The 16427-nt window shown below is 69.6% G+C and carries 13 protein-coding genes; 4 read left to right on the plus strand and 9 right to left on the minus strand.

What is annotated here, in order from left to right; genetic code table 11:
• Positions 1–56 precede the first annotated feature (56 nt).
• Entirely contained in the window at positions 57–1655 is a 1599-nt protein-coding gene (gene purH / locus J3A75_RS02325) for a bifunctional phosphoribosylaminoimidazolecarboxamide formyltransferase/IMP cyclohydrolase (protein WP_071000600.1), read from the plus strand.
• Positions 1656–2045: 390 nt separating this feature from the next.
• Positions 2046–2285: a hypothetical protein gene (locus tag J3A75_RS02330; protein ID WP_071000601.1), complete on the plus strand. Its 240-nt coding sequence runs from the start codon at positions 2046–2048 to the stop codon at positions 2283–2285.
• Positions 2286–2888: 603 nt separating this feature from the next.
• Here the strand turns inward: J3A75_RS02330 and J3A75_RS02335 are convergent.
• The 5 genes from J3A75_RS02335 to J3A75_RS02355 form a co-directional block, all read right to left on the minus strand.
• Entirely contained in the window at positions 2889–4523 is a 1635-nt protein-coding gene (locus tag J3A75_RS02335; RefSeq protein WP_024828005.1) for an MFS transporter, read from the minus strand.
• Between the two features lie 294 nt (positions 4524–4817).
• Entirely contained in the window at positions 4818–6500 is a 1683-nt protein-coding gene (locus J3A75_RS02340) for a cation acetate symporter (protein ID WP_012322483.1), read from the minus strand.
• Positions 6497–6868, minus strand: a complete 372-nt coding sequence (locus tag J3A75_RS02345) for a DUF485 domain-containing protein (protein ID WP_024828004.1) — start codon at positions 6866–6868, stop codon at positions 6497–6499. Before J3A75_RS02345 ends, J3A75_RS02340 begins: the two co-directional genes overlap by 4 nt.
• Positions 6869–7004: 136 nt before the next feature.
• The gene (acs, locus tag J3A75_RS02350) at positions 7005–8951 is read right to left on the minus strand and encodes an acetate--CoA ligase (RefSeq protein WP_024828003.1); all 1947 of its coding nucleotides are present in this window, start codon (positions 8949–8951) and stop codon (positions 7005–7007) included.
• A gap of 271 nt (positions 8952–9222) precedes the next feature.
• The gene (locus J3A75_RS02355; RefSeq protein ID WP_312892327.1) at positions 9223–11763 is read right to left on the minus strand and encodes a PAS domain-containing protein; all 2541 of its coding nucleotides are present in this window, start codon (positions 11761–11763) and stop codon (positions 9223–9225) included.
• 259 nt (positions 11764–12022) lie between these two features.
• On the opposite strand from J3A75_RS02355, the gene J3A75_RS02360 reads away from it, so the two are divergent.
• Both J3A75_RS02360 and J3A75_RS02365 read left to right on the plus strand, forming a co-directional pair.
• Positions 12023–12511 carry a phasin gene (locus J3A75_RS02360; RefSeq protein ID WP_012322487.1) on the plus strand — a complete coding sequence of 163 codons (489 nt, stop codon included), beginning with the start codon at positions 12023–12025 and terminating at the stop codon, positions 12509–12511.
• 130 nt (positions 12512–12641) lie between these two features.
• The gene (locus J3A75_RS02365; RefSeq protein WP_012322488.1) at positions 12642–12977 is read left to right on the plus strand and encodes a hypothetical protein; all 336 of its coding nucleotides are present in this window, start codon (positions 12642–12644) and stop codon (positions 12975–12977) included.
• A gap of 101 nt (positions 12978–13078) precedes the next feature.
• Here the strand turns inward: J3A75_RS02365 and J3A75_RS02370 are convergent, their stop codons facing one another.
• The 4 genes from J3A75_RS02370 to J3A75_RS02385 form a co-directional block, all read right to left on the minus strand.
• Positions 13079–13726 (minus strand): L,D-transpeptidase, encoded by a 648-nt coding sequence (locus J3A75_RS02370; RefSeq protein WP_012322489.1) that lies wholly within the window; start codon positions 13724–13726, stop codon positions 13079–13081.
• Positions 13727–13873: 147 nt separating this feature from the next.
• On the minus strand, positions 13874–14692 hold the full coding sequence (locus J3A75_RS02375) for a transglutaminase-like domain-containing protein (RefSeq protein ID WP_071000799.1): 819 nt from the start codon (positions 14690–14692) through the stop codon (positions 13874–13876).
• Between the two features lie 77 nt (positions 14693–14769).
• On the minus strand, positions 14770–15699 hold the full coding sequence (locus J3A75_RS02380; protein ID WP_071000603.1) for a transglutaminase N-terminal domain-containing protein: 930 nt from the start codon (positions 15697–15699) through the stop codon (positions 14770–14772).
• Positions 15700–15772: 73 nt separating this feature from the next.
• Complete coding sequence (locus tag J3A75_RS02385) at positions 15773–16369, minus strand: response regulator (protein ID WP_012322492.1); 597 nt, start codon at positions 16367–16369, stop codon at positions 15773–15775.
• Positions 16370–16427 lie beyond the last annotated feature (58 nt).

The raw sequence follows: 16427 nt of genomic DNA on the forward strand, positions 1-16427 counted from the left end.
GGGTCACCGTTTCCATGCTACCGCGCCGGAAAATCTCGAACTTTCGGCACGAAGCTATGGCGCACGATCAGGTGCGGGTCTCCCGCGCGCTCCTCTCGGTCTCGGACAAGACCGGACTCGTCGACTTCGCCCGGGCGCTCCACGCCCGCGGCATCGTGCTGGTCTCGACCGGGGGCACCCACCGCGCCCTGGTGGAGGCCGGCCTGCCGGTCACCGAGGTCGCCGACCTGACGGGCTTCCCGGAGATGATGGACGGTCGGGTCAAGACGCTGCACCCTGCGGTCCACGGCGGCCTGCTCGCCATCCGCGACAACCCGGAGCATCAGGCCGCGCTCGCCGCCCACGGGATCGGCGCCATCGATCTTCTCGTGGTCAACCTCTACCCGTTCGAGGCCACCATCGCGGCCGACCGGTCGGACGCCGACTGCATCGAGAACATCGATATCGGCGGCCCGGCGATGATCCGCGCGGCGGCCAAGAACCACGCGGACGTCGCCGTCGTCACCGACGTGTCGGACTACGCCGGCGTGCTCGCCGCCCTCGAGGCGCAGGACGGGTCGCTCGGCGCGGATCTGCGCCGGAGCCTGGCGCAGAAGGCGTTCGCCCGCACCGCGTCCTACGATGCCGCCATCGCCAACTGGATGGCGGGCCGCTTCGGCGCCGACGCGCCGGCCCGGTTCCGCGCCTTCGGGGGTGCTCTGGGCCAGGAGCTGCGCTACGGCGAGAACCCCCACCAGTCGGCGGCCTTCTACCGCGCGCCCGGCCAGGTCCGTGCGGGCGTGGCCACCGCCCGCCAGCTCCAGGGCAAGGAGCTGTCCTACAACAACTTCAACGACACGGACGCCGCCTACGAGTGCGTGGCCGAGTTCGATCCGGCCCGGACCGCCGCCGTGGCGATCATCAAGCACGCCAACCCCTGCGGCGTCGCCGAGGGGGCCAGCCTCCTCGAGGCCTATGAGCGGGCGCTGAGCTGCGACCCGACCTCGGCCTTCGGCGGCATCGTCGCCCTGAACCGGACGCTCGACGCCGAGGCGGCCCGCCGGATCGTCGAGATCTTCACCGAGGTGATCATCGCCCCCGACGCCACGCCCGAGGCGGCGGCGATCGTGGCCGGCAAGAAGAACCTGCGCCTGCTGCTGGCCGGTGGCGTGCCCGATCCGCGGGCCGGCGGCGAGACCGTGCGGACCCTCGCGGGCGGCCTGCTGGTCCAGACCCGGGACGCGGCGGTCGTCGACGACATGCCGCTCACGGTCGTGACCAAGCGCGCGCCGAGCGAGGCCGAGCTGGCCGATCTCCGGTTCGCCTACCGGGTGGCCAAGCACGTGAAGTCGAACGCCATCGTGTACGCGAAGGCCGGCGCCACGGTCGGCATCGGCGCGGGTCAGATGTCGCGGGTCGATTCCTCGCGCATCGCCGCCTGGAAGGCCGCCGAGGGGGCGAAGCGTCTCGGGGTCGCGGAGAGCCTCGCGGTCGGTTCGGTCGTGGCATCGGATGCGTTCTTCCCGTTCGCGGACGGGCTGATGGCCGCCGCCGAGGCGGGCGCCACCGCGGTGATCCAGCCCGGCGGCTCGATGCGCGATGCGGACGTCATCGCGGCGGCCGATGAGGCCGGGCTCGCCATGGTCCTGACGGGGCACCGCCACTTCCGGCACTGAGCCGGCAGGCCGTTCCCCGGTTCTCCGAGAAGGCGCGCGACCTCCGCGGTGTCCGGAACTGTCCGGCTACCGCGGAGGTCTCCCTGTTGCGCGCCGTTAACGATTTGCCGCGATCATATCGGCCGGACCGATTTTGAGCCGGGCGCGCGATTCCGGCCAGCATTGCCGTGAACAGGTGCGGGTCGGTTCGAAGCTCGGCAATGGATGTCTGGCATCCAGAAATGCTATTTTTCGGGCATTATTACCGGTGTAATATCTCGGTCTTCGCGAATATGTTCGGCGTCTGCTGCCTGGGTTGAAATTTTCTCGGTCGCGCGCCATCATCACACGGATATGCGCCGGAAGCTCGTGTGAAGAACTTCCTGGAACAGGTCCGGGTCGGGTGACGAGATGGTGGTCGCAGCGCTGTTGTTCCTCGTGGGATGGCTGATCGGCCGATCCTACTCGGTGGTCGTCGTCGCCATGACCTCGTCGGTTATCCTGTTCGCGGCCATGACGATCTTCATGTCCGTCTACGGGATCGACCTGCTGCGCGTGCTGATCGTGATCGGATATCTGACCGCGCACCAGGCGGGATATCTCCTCGGCGCCTATCTCAGCGGCTGCCCCGAGAACAGCGGGGGGCGTTGAGGTAAATCACCACCACCAGACGACGCGTCCGGCGAGACTGTTGATCAGGATCCACAACCCCGCAGCGATGAGGGACCAGGTAATCACAAGGAGAAGCGGCGGCTTCGACCCGGGTTGACGGCGCAGATGTGCCAGGACGGTGTTCACGTTCGAGATCCCAAGGGCCTGGAGCGGAGGGAAACCTCATACGGACTTGTACCGCATAGGGTTCCGCCGGGCCGATTGTCGGCGAATTAAAATTCGTACAGATTCATGTGGTCGGCGCGCCTCCAGGGAAGTCCGGGGCTGCCCGATAATTTACTTTCAGTTGCAATAAACATCCTCTTACAACGTCAATAATCTTTTCGAAAACAGTCGGAGTTACGGCCATCGTCCGATGGGGCGACGTTTCAGCCGGGCCTCGATACTTGTCACCTCCGTATAGGATCCGACAAAACGCAATCCGTGTCGAACCGCACGGATCGCAATTTCGCCGCGGCGTTGCTGGGTCGACACAAGCGCGACTGACGCGGGGCGCTGTCCCGAACGAGAACGCCCAGGCAGCGTGTGCTGCCTGGGCGCCGTTGCCGCGGGTCTGACCGGGGTCCGGTCGGCTCGCGCCGGTCAGGTGTCGGCGAAGATGTCGCGATCCTTGGTTTCCGGCACGAAGAACACGCCGATGATCACCGTCGCGACCGCGATGACGATCGGGTACCAGAGGCCGAAATAGATGTCGCCGGTCTGTGCCACCATGGCGAAGGCGGTCGCCGGCAGGAGGCCGCCGAACCAACCGTTGCCGATGTGGTAGGGCAGCGACATCGAGGTGTAGCGGATCCGGGTCGGGAACAGCTCCACCAGCATGGCGGCGATCGGGCCGTAGACCATCGTGACGAAGAGCACGAGGATGAACAGCAGGCCGATCACCTGCGCGGGCTGAGCCCGGAAGATGTCGAACGGGTTCGACATCTTGACGATCTCGGGATCGCCGGCCTTCGGATAGCCCGCGGCCTGCAGCGCGGCGGTCGTGGCCTTGTTGGCCTCGACGTTGCCGCCCTGCGGGTACGGGATCTCGGTGTCGTTGACGCGGATCGCCGTGGGCTGGCCGGCCGCGCCGGGCACCGTCGTGTAGCGGACCGACGACTTCGACAGGAAGTCGCGGGCGAGGTCGCAGGGCTGGGTGAAGACCCGCGTTCCGACCGGGTTGAACAGGGTACCGCAGGCGGCCGGATCGGCCGTCACCGTCACCTTCACGTTCTCGATCGCCGCCTCGAGCTTCGGGTTCGCCGTGGAGGTGATCCCCTTGAAGATCGGGAAGAACGTCGCCGCAGCGATCGCGCAGCCCGCCAGGATGATGACCTTGCGGCCGATCTTATCGGACAGCCAGCCGAACACGACGAAGAAGCCGGTCCCGAGGAGCAGCGACCACGCAATCAGCAGGTTGGCCGTGTAGCCGTCGACCTTCAGGATCGATTGCAGGAAGAACAGCGCGTAGAACTGGCCCGTGTACCAGACCACGCCCTGGCCGGCGACGAGTCCGAACAGGGCGATGATCGCGAACTTCGCGTTCCGCCACTCGCCGAAGGCCTCCGTGAGCGGCGCCTTCGAGGTCTTGCCCTCCTCCTTCATCTTCTTGAAGGCCGGGGATTCGGAGAGCTGGAGACGGATCCAGACCGAGATGCCGAGGAGCAGCACCGAGACCAGGAACGGGATGCGCCAGCCCCACTCGGCGAAGGCGGCCTCGCCCGTGATGGTCCGGGTCGCCAGGATCACCAGGAGCGACAGGAACAGGCCCAGCGTCGCGGTCGTCTGGATCCAGCTCGTGTAGAAGCCGCGCCGGCCATTGGGGGCGTGCTCCGCCACATAGGTCGCCGCGCCGCCGTACTCGCCGCCCAGCGCGAGGCCCTGGGCGAGGCGCAGGACGATCAGGATGATCGGCGCCGCGATGCCGATGGTCGCCGCGTTGGGCAGGATGCCGACGATGAAGGTCGACAGACCCATGATCAGGATCGTGACCAGGAAGGTGTACTTGCGACCGACGAGATCGCCGACACGGCCGAACACCAGCGCGCCGAACGGCCGGACGATGAAGCCGGCCGCGAAGGCCAGCAGAGCGAAGATGTCGCGCGTGGCCGGCGGGTAGGCCGAGAAGAATTGCGCGCCGATGATCGCCGCCAGCGACCCGTAGAGATAGAAATCGTACCACTCGAACACGGTGCCGAGCGAGGATGCGAAGATCACCCGCTTCTCGGCCGACGTCATCGGCCTCGCAGCGTCTCCCGCTCGCGGGATCGCGGTTGCCACAGGCATGAAACAGGTCCTCCCAGACGCACATGGGCGGCCCGAGACACGGATCGCCCGCTCACCGGCCCGTTTCCCGGGCGGTTCTGCGCGAGGCGCAGATCACCTATGCGTTATCGCACGTGGTGGGGCGGTCAACCGGTAAAGCGATTGTGAAGACCCTCATCAACATGGGCGCGTACCGAGTTGTCACCGGAACGACGAAGGGCGCGGCTCGCGCCGCGCCCTCCGCCTGTCAGACCCGTCGGATCGCCGTCAGTGCGCGTGCGCGCCGGCGGCCCCGATGCCCGTCTCGGAACGCACGTACTGGGCCTCGAAGGCGGCCCGCTCGCGCTGCGCGCGCCGGGTCTTGTCCAAGAGGGACACGACCCAGATCGTCGCGAAGGCCAGCGGCATCGAGAACAGCGCCGGGTTGTCGTAGGGGAAGAGCGGGGCGGGGTTGCCCAGCGTCGTCACCCACACGGCCTTCGACAGCACCACCATGATGACCGCCGCGAGCAGGCCGACGAGGCCGCCGGCGAGCGCGCCCCAGGTGGTGGTGCCCCGCCACAGGATCGACATGGCGAGCACCGGGAAATTGCAGCTCGCCGCCACCGCGAAGGCGAGGCCGACCATGAAGGCGACGTTCTGGTTCTCGAACACGTAGCCGAGGTAGATCGCCACGATGCCGATCACCACGGCCGAGATCTTTGACAGGTTGACCTCGTGCTTCTCGGTGGTCCGCCCGCGGGCGATCACCTGGGCGTAGAGGTCGTGACTGATCGCCGAAGCGCCGGCGAGCGTCAGGCCGGCGACGACCGCGAGGATCGTGGCGAAGGCCACGGCGGAGATGAAGCCCAGGAAGTACGGGCCGCCCACCGCGTTGGCGAGGTTCACCGCCACCATGTTGGTGCCGCCGATCATGTCCTTCAGCTTGTCGAACGCGCCGGCCGGACCGAGCTTGAAGTAGACCGGGTCCGACATCAGCAGCGCGATGCCGCCGAAGCCGATGATGAAGGTCAGGATGTAGAAGTAGCCGATCAGGCCGGTGGCGTAGAACACCGACTTGCGGGCGGCCTGGGCGTCCGAGACCGTGAAGAACCGCATCAGGATGTGCGGCAGGCCGGCGGTGCCGAACATCAGGCCGACGCCGAGCGAGATCGCCTCGACCGGGTTCGACACGAGGCCGCCCGGCGCCATGATGGCGTCGCCCTTCGGGTGGACCTGAACGGCGCTGGCGAACAGCATTTCCGGGTTGAAGCCGTACTTCAGCAGCACCGCGCCGGCCATGAAGGTCGCGCCGCCGAGCAGCAGGCAGGCCTTGATCACCTGCACCCAGGTGGTCGCCTTCATGCCGCCGAAGGCGACGTAGACGATCATCAGGACGCCGACGATGATCACCGCGTAGAGGTAGGGCAGGCCGAACAGGAGCTGGATCAACTTCCCCGCGCCGACCATCTGGGCGATCAGGTAGAAGGCCACCACCACCAGGGTGCCCACCGCCGAGATGATGCGGATCGCGGTCTGGTCGAGGCGGAAGCTCGCCACGTCGGCGAAGGTGAACTTGCCGAGGTTGCGCAGGCGCTCCGCGATCAGGAACAGCACGATGGGCCAGCCGACCAGGAAGCCCGTCGAGTAGATCAGCCCGTCGAAGCCCGAGGTGTAGACGAGGCCGGAGATGCCGAGGAACGAGGCCGCCGACATGTAGTCGCCGGCGATCGCCAGGGAGTTCGTCCCTGCCGAGATGCCGCCGCCCGCCGCGTAGAAGTCGGCGGCCGACTTGGTGCCCTTGGCGGCCCGGTAGGTGATGCCGAGCGTCAGCAGCACGAAGAACAGGAACATCAGGATGGCCGGCCAGTTCGTGGCCGATTGCGCGACGGCGCCGAGATCCGGGCCGGCCGCGTAGGCGGCGCTCGCGACGATCGTGGCGAGCGTCAGGCCGAGAAGGAGGCGGTTCATCGGGCCACGCTCCGCTTCAGGGCTTCGCTCAGCGCGTCGAAGCGCGTGTTGGCCCGGGCGACGTAGACCCCCGTGAGCGCGAAGGCGAACAGGATCACGAACACGCCCGCGAACAGGCCGAGGGAGGCGGTGCCGCCGACCTTCACGGCGAGGAGCGACTTGTCGAAGGCGATCAAGCCGATGAAGCCGAAATAGACGACCAGCATCAGGATCGTCAGGATCCAGGCGAAGCGGGTGCGCTCGTGAACGAGTTGCTGGAACTCGGGGGTTCGGGCGATCCGCTCGACCTGCGGATCGGCGGCGATCTCGCGTGGGCGTGTTCCCGGGGGCGCCGTGCGCCCTCGGGTGTTCAGTGTCGTGCCGCTCATGGGTGTTCCTCCCGCGAGGGCACGCTCGCGGCCCCCCGGTTCTGCGCGTTGGGATTCGTGGTTCTTGTTGGAGGCGGGCGCCGCCCCGGCACCCGCCCCGGTCCGGACCCGCGCCGCCGGGGCGGCGCGGATGCGATCAGCCCCGGTTCTGCCGGTTCTCGATCAGGTCGTCGACGACGGCCGGCTCGGCCAGCGTCGAGGTATCGCCGAGCGAGCTGAAATCGTCCTCGGCGATCTTGCGCAGGATCCGGCGCATGATCTTGCCCGAACGGGTCTTGGGCAGGCCGGGGGCGAACTGGATCAGGTCCGGCGAGGCGATCGGCCCGATGTCCTTGCGGACCCAGGTCACGAGTTCCTTGCGCAGGGCGTCGTCGCCCTCCTCGCCGTCGTTGAGGGTCACGTAGGCGTAGATGCCCTGGCCCTTCACGTTGTGCGGGTATCCCACCACCGCCGCCTCGGCGACCTTCGGGTGGGCGACCAGCGACGACTCGACCTCGGCGGTGCCCATGCGGTGACCCGAGACGTTGATGACGTCGTCCACTCGGCCGGTGATCCAGTAGTAGCCGTCGGCGTCCCGCCGGGCGCCGTCGCCGGTGAAGTACTTGCCCGGATAGGTCGAGAAGTAGGTCTGCTCGAAGCGCTCGTGGTCGCCGTAGACCGTGCGCATCTGGCCCGGCCAGGAATCGGCGATGCAGAGATTGCCCTCGCACGGCCCTTCCAGCACCTTGCCCTCGGCGTCGACCATCTGGGGCTTCACGCCGAAGAACGGGCGTGTGGCCGAGCCCGGCTTGAGCGCGGTGGCGCCCGGCAGCGGCGTGATCAGGATGCCGCCGGTCTCGGTCTGCCACCACGTGTCGACGATCGAGCAGCGCCTGTCGCCGACGACGTTGTAGTACCATTCCCAGGCTTCCGGGTTGATCGGCTCGCCGACGGAGCCCAGAACCCGCAGCGACTGCCGCGAGGTCTTCTTGACCGGGCCCTCGCCGCCGCCCATCAGCGAGCGGATCGCGGTCGGTGCCGTGTAGAAGATGTTGACCTTGTGCTTGTCGACCACTTCCCAGAACCGGGAGGTCGACGGGTAGGTCGGGATGCCCTCGAACATCAGCGTCGTGGCGCCGTTCGCGAGCGGCCCGTAGACGATGTAGCTGTGGCCGGTGACCCAGCCGACATCGGCCGTGCACCAGTAAACGTCGCCCTCGCGGTAATCGAAGACGTATTCGTGCGTCATCGACGCGTAGACGAGGTATCCGCCTGTGGTGTGCACCACGCCCTTTGGCTGACCGGTCGAGCCCGAGGTGTAGAGGATGAAGAGCGGGTGCTCGGCCTCCACCGCCACGGCGGGGCACTCGTCCGTCACCTGCTCGGCGGCCTCGTCGTAGTAGACGTCGCGGCCCGCCTCCATGGCGACGCTGCCGCCGGTGCGGCGCACGACGATCACGTGGTCGACCAAGTCCGCGTCGAGGCGCTTGATCGCCTCGTCGACATTGGCCTTCAGCGGCACCTTGCGGCCGCCGCGCAGGCCCTCGTCGGCGGTGATCACCACCTTCGAGCCGCAGCCCTGGATGCGCGAGGCGAGGGAGTCCGGCGAGAAGCCGCCGAACACGATGGCGTGGATCGCGCCGAGCCGCGCGCAGGCGAGCATCGCGTAGGCGGCCTCCGGAATCATCGGCATGTAGAGTGTGACGCGGTCGCCCTTACCGACGCCGCGGTTGCGCAGCACGTTGGCCATCCGGCAGACCTGCGCGTGCAGCTCGCGGTAGCTGATGTGCTTGGCCTCGTCGGGGTTGTCGCCCTCCCAGATGATCGCGGTCTGGTCGCCCCGGGTCTCGAGATGGCGATCGATGCAGTTGTGGGCGACGTTGGTCGTGCCGTCCTCGAACCACTTGATCGAGACCTTGCCGGGCTCGAAGCTGGTGTTCTTCACGGTCGAGAACGGCTTCATCCAGTCGATGCGCTTGCCGTGCTCGGCCCAGAACGCGTCGGGATCGGCGACGGAAGCCGCGTACATCTCCCGGTACTTGGCATCGTCCACGTGCGCACCCTCGCGCCACGCGGATTGGACCTCGATCACCTTGCCTTCCATGGCGTCCCATCCCTGTTTTGGTGCCCGATCGTATCGCGGTCGCCGCCGCGCAGCCAGGACTTCCAAAGTAACGTAGCCGACAATCTACGATGGCGATATCATCGCAGTTTGGCGCGCACCTGCGCAGCACAATCCCCGTGAATAGATTGGGCACAATGTAAGAGCTGCTTGAGGCTTCGATGCTGCGCTGTCAAGCGCGCCCGCACGAGGCGGCTGTCACCGGCAGCCCTCTGTTTCCGCCGCCGGAGACCGCCCGTGGTCGCGATCGACCCTAGCCGTTGGCCGCCCGGCGCGTGGGCATGATGATCTCCACGAGCGTGCCGTCTTCCGGCCGGGCGGAGAGCTCCAGCCGCCCGCCATTGGCCTCCACCAGCGCCCGCGGCAGCGCCAGCCCGTCCTCGACATCGTCCTGCGGAGCCTCCGGCCGCGGGGCGTGGCCGGCACCGGTGTCGCGCACCCGCACGGCGATACCCGCCCGCTCCGTCGAACCGGTGGACACGATGATCTGGCTGCCGGCGGTCGACCGCCGGATCGCGTTCTCGATCACCAAGCTGGCCGCGCGGCTGACCGAACGCTCGTCGGCCTCCAGGTCGCCGATATCGGTGGAGAAGCTCGTCCGCATGACGATGCGGCCCCGGGCCGCCTCGCCCTGGAGCCGGGCGACGCAGCTCGCCACCACGTCGTTGAGATCGAGGGCGCGCGGTTCCAGGTGGAGCGACCCGGCCTCGACGGCGGCGAGGTCCAGGAGCTTCCCGACGCGCTCCCGCATCGCCTCGCCCGAGGCCTTGATCTCGGCGAGGCAGCCCCTGTAGCGCGCGTCCCCGAGGGGGCCGAACGGCTCCTTCAGCATCGCGGCGGCGAGGTCGATGATCCCGGTCAGCGGTTGGCGGACGGCGCCCTCGAGCCGGCCGAGGGCGTCGGCGCGAGCCGGCGCGGGATCCGGGCGGCCCTCGGCGGCCCGCTCCGCCGCCTCGCTCTCGGCCCGCCCGATCTGGACCACCCGTCGGCCCTGCGCCGCCGCTACGGTCAGCGACACGGGCGCCCCGGCGAGGCGCACGACGCGCCGCCCGGGCGCCGCGCCGCGAAGGGCATCGGCGACCGTCAGGACGCTGTCCCCGTCGAACAGCGTGACAAAAGTGCTGCCGACGATCTCGCGCGGGTCGCAGCCGAACAGGTCGGTCGCGGCGCGGTTCAGCGCGACGATGCGCCCGGCCGCGTCGACCGTGACGACGCCCGTTTCCAGCGCGTCGAGGGTCGCCTCGGCGCTGGCCGTCCGCTCGGTCTGGGCGGCGCGGGCGAGGCGCTCGGCCCTGAGCGCGTCCGCGACGTCGGCCTCCTCGACGGGGCGCGCGACCAGGCACGTGGCGGTCGCGCCCGCCCAGGGCAGGGCACCCCCCAGCAGTTCCACGGGGCGGGCGCCGCCGTCGGCCGTCGTGACGGTCGTGCGGCGTGCGGACGGCTCGGGTGCTTCCGCCGCGGGAAGACCGGGCAGCAATCCCGAGAACCCGACGCGCGCGAGGCTCGGCAGATCAGGATAGCCGGTCAGGTCCAGGAAGGCGCCGTTCGCCGCGACGATCGTGCCGTTTCGATGGACCAGCACCGGCAGCGGCAATCCGCCGAGGAGATCGGTCGCGGGCGCCGGTGCCGCGTCGTCGACCGGTGCGATCTCCGCCGTGTCCGGGTCCGCGCCGACATCGTCCGAGACGGCGCGGGTCTCCGCCGGACCGGCCTGTGGAGCGGGGAACGGCATCACCGAACCGCTCTCGGTCCTGGGCGAACCGGATTCGGCCTCGTCGCCGGCGTAGCGGGCCCCCAGCGCCCGGGCGATCTCGCGGAACGCGGCGTGCTCGTCGTTCGACAGCGGCGCGGCGACGGGGTCCGCGTCCACCCCGACAGGGATAGCGACCTCGCCGGGCTCGGCCGGGACTATCGCGGCCCCCGCATCCTCACAGGCTGCGGGCTCCGGTGTCGCAATCGGCGTCGGCTCCCGTACTGCCTCGGGGGTCGGCTCCGGAGGCGCGGCCGGGACGCTCCGGATCAGACCGAAGCCGCCGAAGCCCGAGAAGGCCGCGTCGCCCCGCCCCAGCGGGGCGCCCGACAGATCGACCCGGAACGCTCCGGTGCCGGCATCGAGTACCGCCGGTTCGCCGCGGAAGGTGCGCCGGTCGCGCAGGGCCGCCAGCACGGCGTCGGCGCCGGAGAGTCGCCCGCTCGCGGCCAGATCCTGCCAGCGCTGCCCGACCAGCCCGGACAGGGCCTCCGGGCCGGTGAGCGTGGTCAAGACACCCGCGGCATCGAGGCGCCACAGGAAGCGGTCGTCGCGCCGCAGCGGCACCGTTGAGGGCGATTGCGGCTGAAGGGGTGGCGCGCCCTCCGCCCCAGAAGGCGCGGCGCGCGGTTCGACCGGAGCCTCGACCGGGCGGGCGGGACGGGCGCGGCCCGCCGACACCGGCGCGGTCGGGACGACGAGGATCGCGGGCCGGCCGTCGGCCTGCGCGCCCCGCGCCAGCCAGCACAGAACAGGCGGCGCGATCCGGCGGGCATCGAGGCGCAGGCGCGCGAGGCGGGGCGCGGCGTCGCCCGCCACCGCCGCCGCGATCTGCCGGTTCAGACCGGCGAGGGCGGGGCCGGCCAGCGACTCGGCGAGACCGGCCGCCGCTTCGGACGCGGACAGGATCCGCGCGTCCGTCGAATCGATCACGAGATGCACGGCGTCGCGCGCGGCCAGCGCGGCCGCCAGGGCGGGCAGCCGCTCCCAGGTCGCGAAGGCATTCGCCAGCCCGGCCGGGACTGCAGTGGCCGTCGGTGTCACTGTCGTCTCCAAAGCCCGCGACCTCGAACCCCAACGCGATCCAGACGCTCCGCGGTCCCGCTTTGCCCGAGAAACGCCCGCGACCGTAGCCCTATTGTAAACTCCCTCGCGCCGCGACGCTGGACTCTCGGCGCAACCGTCACACGTTTACGTTATGTCAACCTTAACGCCGTGAGCGCGGGTGGCATATGGCGGCGAATCAGTTATTGTGCACCGCACAAAGCGCCATCCACAGGCCAACGAAGAGAGGAGACGACGTATGAGCAACCCCCCGAACTACGAAGTTCCGGCCGAGATGCGCGACTTCGCCGAGAAGAGCGTCGAGCAGGCCCGCAAGGCGTTCGACAGCTTCATCGGCGCCGCCCGCCGCACCGCCGACACGGTGCAGGGTTCGGCCGAACTGGCCCGCTCGAACGCGCTGGACGCCTCCTCCCGCGGCTTCGAATATGCCGAGCAGAACGTGAACGCGGCTTTCGACCTCGCCCAGAAGCTGGTCCGCTCCAGGGACATGCAGGAGGCGATGCAGCATCAGGCCGAGTTCGTCCGCAGCCAGTTCGCCGCCATCCAGGCGCAGGCGAAAGAGTTCAGCGGCCTCGCGCAGAGCGCGATGCAGCAGGGCGCCGAACGCGCCAAGTCGGCGATGCAGCAGGGCGCCGACGAGGCCCGCAAGGCTATGGAGCAGGGCCAGGACGCCGCCAAGCAGACGGCTCAGAACGCCCAGGACGCCGCCGAGCGCGCCTCGCACTGAGGCAGACATCGACGAAACGAGCCGCGGCCCGCTCCCGTCCAGGGGGGCGGGCCGTCTCGTTTTCGCCGGTATTGCCGCCGAGAGCCGCCGGGCGGACGCGTTGGGTCCGCGCCGACTGAAGGGTTCAGGGATGCGCCTCACTGTTTCCGGCCGATCCGGCCTGCGTGGACCTCTCCGCCTGGCGGTCGCCGCCCTGGCGCTCGCCGCCGTCGTTCCGAGCGGCGCGGCCTGGGCCCAGTACTACGACGATCCGGGCTACGACGGCGGATACCGCCCGGTCCCGCGCCGGGCGCAGCGCGCCCCCGTCGGCTACAATTGCGACGCGGTCCAGCAGGGGATCACGGGCCCGAAGCCGTTCTCGTGCCCGCTGCCGGGGCCGCGTCCCCTCGGCGTGCGCTGCTTCTGCGACCTGCCGATCGCCTCGTTCAGCCCGCCGCAGACGGCCGTCGGCCACGTCGTTCCCTGATTGCACGCGGTCTCGACGGCGACGGGCCGCGCCCCCCTTTCGGATGACGCGGCCCGTGCGGCGCAGGCGGACCTGGGCGCGAGTATTTCCGCGCCGCGTCCTCAGTTCAGGACGACGACCTTGGCGCCGACCTTCACGCGGTCGTACAGGTCGGTGACGTCCTCGTTCGTCATCCGGATGCAGCCCGACGACACCGCCTGACCGATCGTGTCCGGCTCGTTGGAGCCGTGAATGCGGTACTCAGTGCTGCCGATATACATGGCCCGGGCGCCGAGGGGGTTCTCGATGCCGCCCGCCATGTAGCGCGGCAGGTCGGGACGACGGGCAATCATGGCCTTCGGGGGCGTCCACGACGGCCACTCGCGCTTGGCGGTGATCTTGTTGGTGCCGCTCCAGCTGAAGCCCGGACGGCCGACGCCGACGCCGTAGCGGATCGCCTCGCCGTTGCCGAGCACGTAGTACAGGCGCCGCTCGGCGGTGGAGACCACGATCGTGCCGGGCGCGTAGGGTCCGTTGAACGCCACGATCTCACGGGGGATCGGCTGGACCTGCGCCTGCGGCGCGGCCTGCACGCCCTGGCCGTAGCCCGGGGCGTAAGTGCCCTGGTAACCGTACTGTCCCTGATCGGAGTAGTACTCATCGGCATTGTCCGTGCCGAAGGGATCGTACGACGAGGCGGCGAGAACGGGCGTGGCGGCAAGAACAGACACGCCGAGGAGCGCGGCGAGTGCGGTGACCGTGGTCTTCATGAGTGGCCTACCTGTGCAATAACCTTTGCCATTACAAGCGTGAGCATAGGCAGGCAGTTCCATACACCCGCCAAGAATTCGCTCTCCGGCGGAATACGCAGGCCAGCTTGGCCGTGCGGTGCGCCTCATCACGAAGGCGTGTTCGGCTCAGGGGATCTCGTCCGTGTGGACGTCGAAGCGCGCGAGGTGGGCGTAACCGAAGTTCGTCGAGATGGCGCAGTCGGTGGCGTCGCGCCCGCGGGCCATGACGATGCGGCCGATGCGGGGCCGGTTGTGGCGGGCGTCGAACGTGTACCAGCGCGGTCCCTCGGGCCCCTCGAGGAAGACCTCGAACCACGCCGAGAAGTCCATCGGCGCCGGGTCCTTCGGGACGCAGATATCGCCGAGGTAGCCGGTGGCGTAGCGCGCCGGGATGTTCATGCACCGGCACAGGGTGATCGCCAGATGCGCGAAGTCCCGGCACACGCCCTCGCGCTGCATGAAGGCATCGTGCGCGCTCCGGGTGGCGTCGGCGCGCTGATAGTCGAAGCGGATCCGCTCGTGCGTGTAGTCGACGATCGCCTGGACCCGTGCCCAGCCCTCCGGGGTGCCGCCGAACAGGGACCACGCGGTCTGCGAGAGCTTGTCGGTGTCGCAGTAGCGCGAGCCCAGGAGGAAGATCAGGACGTCGTCAGGAAGGTCTTGGACGGGGATCTGCCGGGCCTCAGGCACGACCGGGTCCGGCTGACCCGAATCCTGAACCGTGAAATCGGCCGCGATCGTCAGCTGGCCCGGCGGCGCGACGATGCGGTGGCAGATGTTGTCGAAGACGTCCCGGTACTCGCGCGCCTCGACCGGCGGGTCGAACCGGATCGCCTGCGGGGTCAGCACGTCCCCGGTCCGCGCGGGATGGACGCTCAGCATCAGGATCATCGGCGTCGGCTGCGACAGCGTGAAGGCAATATCGAAACCGGTCCTGATCTTCATCGCGGCCACCTTGCTCTGTCGCCTTCCGCGCGGGGTCGCCACGCACGCTCGTTCCGGGTCCCGGTGCTCGAGGGGACTCAACGCGCCAGGGACGTGTGCGGCCCCTGCACGGTTCGGGCCGCCGGCCCGTCGGCGGGCAGCTCCACCACGTCGACGTCGACGCGCATGCCGAGATCGTCGCTGGCGAGGCCGAAGAAGGAGCCGTGCAGCGGCACCGCCTGCGCGGGGTCGCGGGTCACGGCCACGCGGATCAGGTCGCGATTGCCCACGATGCCGTTGGTCGGGTCGAACTCGACCCAGCCGGCGCCCGGCAGGTAGACCTGCAGCCACGCGTGGGTGGAGCCGCCGCCGACGTGGCGCGCACGGTCGTTGCGCGGGTTGTAGAGGTATCCGGAGACGAAGCGGGCGGCCATGCCGAGTGCCCGGACGCCCTCCATCATCAGCACCGCGAAGTCCCGGCACGAGCCGAGCTTGGTGCGCAGGGTCGTCAGCGGGTCCTGCACGCCTTTCTCGGAGCGGGCGAGGTAGGTGAAGTTCGCCCGCACGCTGCGCGTCATCGCGGCGAGCAGCTCCTGCGTCGGGATCCGGCCCTCGGGCGGCAGGAAGCTCCGCGCCCAGGCATCGACCTCGTGCCGCGGGTCCGGCCACTGCCGCTCGATGGATCGGGCGAGGTCCGGCATGTCCTCGGCCCCGTAGCCGAACGGGTAGTGGGTCGCGTGCGGCGCCAGCGGGAAGACCGGCGCGTGCTCCGGTGCGTGGTCGAGGGTGATGCCGCAGTTGAACGTCAGGGTCTCGGCCCGGGTGTCGAAGGTCGCGACCGCCACGCAGTTGCCGAACACGTCGAACAGCCAGCGCAGCGAGGCCGGCTCCGGGGTGATGTCGAGGGTCGCCGCGATCAGCCGCTGGTCGTAGCTGTCGCGCGGCCGGAACATGATCCGGTGCTCGCCGAAGGCGACCGGACGCCGGTACCGGTAGACCGTGCGGTGGCGGACGGAGAGGATCGGCAAGGTCGCAGGCTCCGGGCTCGCGCCGACACGCTCACCGGCGATGCAAGGGCCGGGCCCGTCCGCGCGGAGCGCCTCAGACCACCGGGGGAGCCGGATCGGCCGCGGCGCGCTCCGCCTCGACGAGCACGTCGAGGGGGCGCCAGGGCTTCGCGATGAAGACCGCCTCGGCCGGCAGCTCGGGGCGCGGCAGGCCATGGCCGGAGGTGATCACCAGCCGGGCCCGCGGCCACAGCGTCGCCACGGCGCGCGCCAGCTGAAGGCCGTCCATCTGTCCGGCCAGCCGGACATCGGCGAAGACCAGCGCGACGTCGCCGCCGCGCGCCTGGAGGACCGACAGGGCGGCCTCGGCGCTGTCGCAGCCGACCACGTCGAGCTCGGTCTCTTCCAGGAGGGTTTCGGCCAGGGCGCGGATCTCAGGATCGTCCTCGACGACGAGGGCGAGGCGCGGCGGATCGGCCTCGGGCACCGCGACGTCTGGCCCGCTCCGGGCGGTCTCGTCGTCCTCGCTCTGCCGGACGCGGCGGACCAGGGCGGCGAGGTGCTCCGGCACGCCCTCGGTGACGAGCTTATCGTAGAACGACGCCAGTGTCTGACCGATCTGGTCGAGCGGAATACCCGGTGACAGCGTATCGGTGAGCGGCAGGGGTGCGCTCGTCTGGTGCTTTTTCAAGGACTCCCCCCGAAGTCGACTTCCGCGCCGCTCGAGGACTCGGCGCTCACAGGAGGAA

This window comes from Methylobacterium sp. PvP105, from assembly GCF_017876975.1.
Lineage (GTDB): Bacteria > Pseudomonadota > Alphaproteobacteria > Rhizobiales > Beijerinckiaceae > Methylobacterium > Methylobacterium radiotolerans.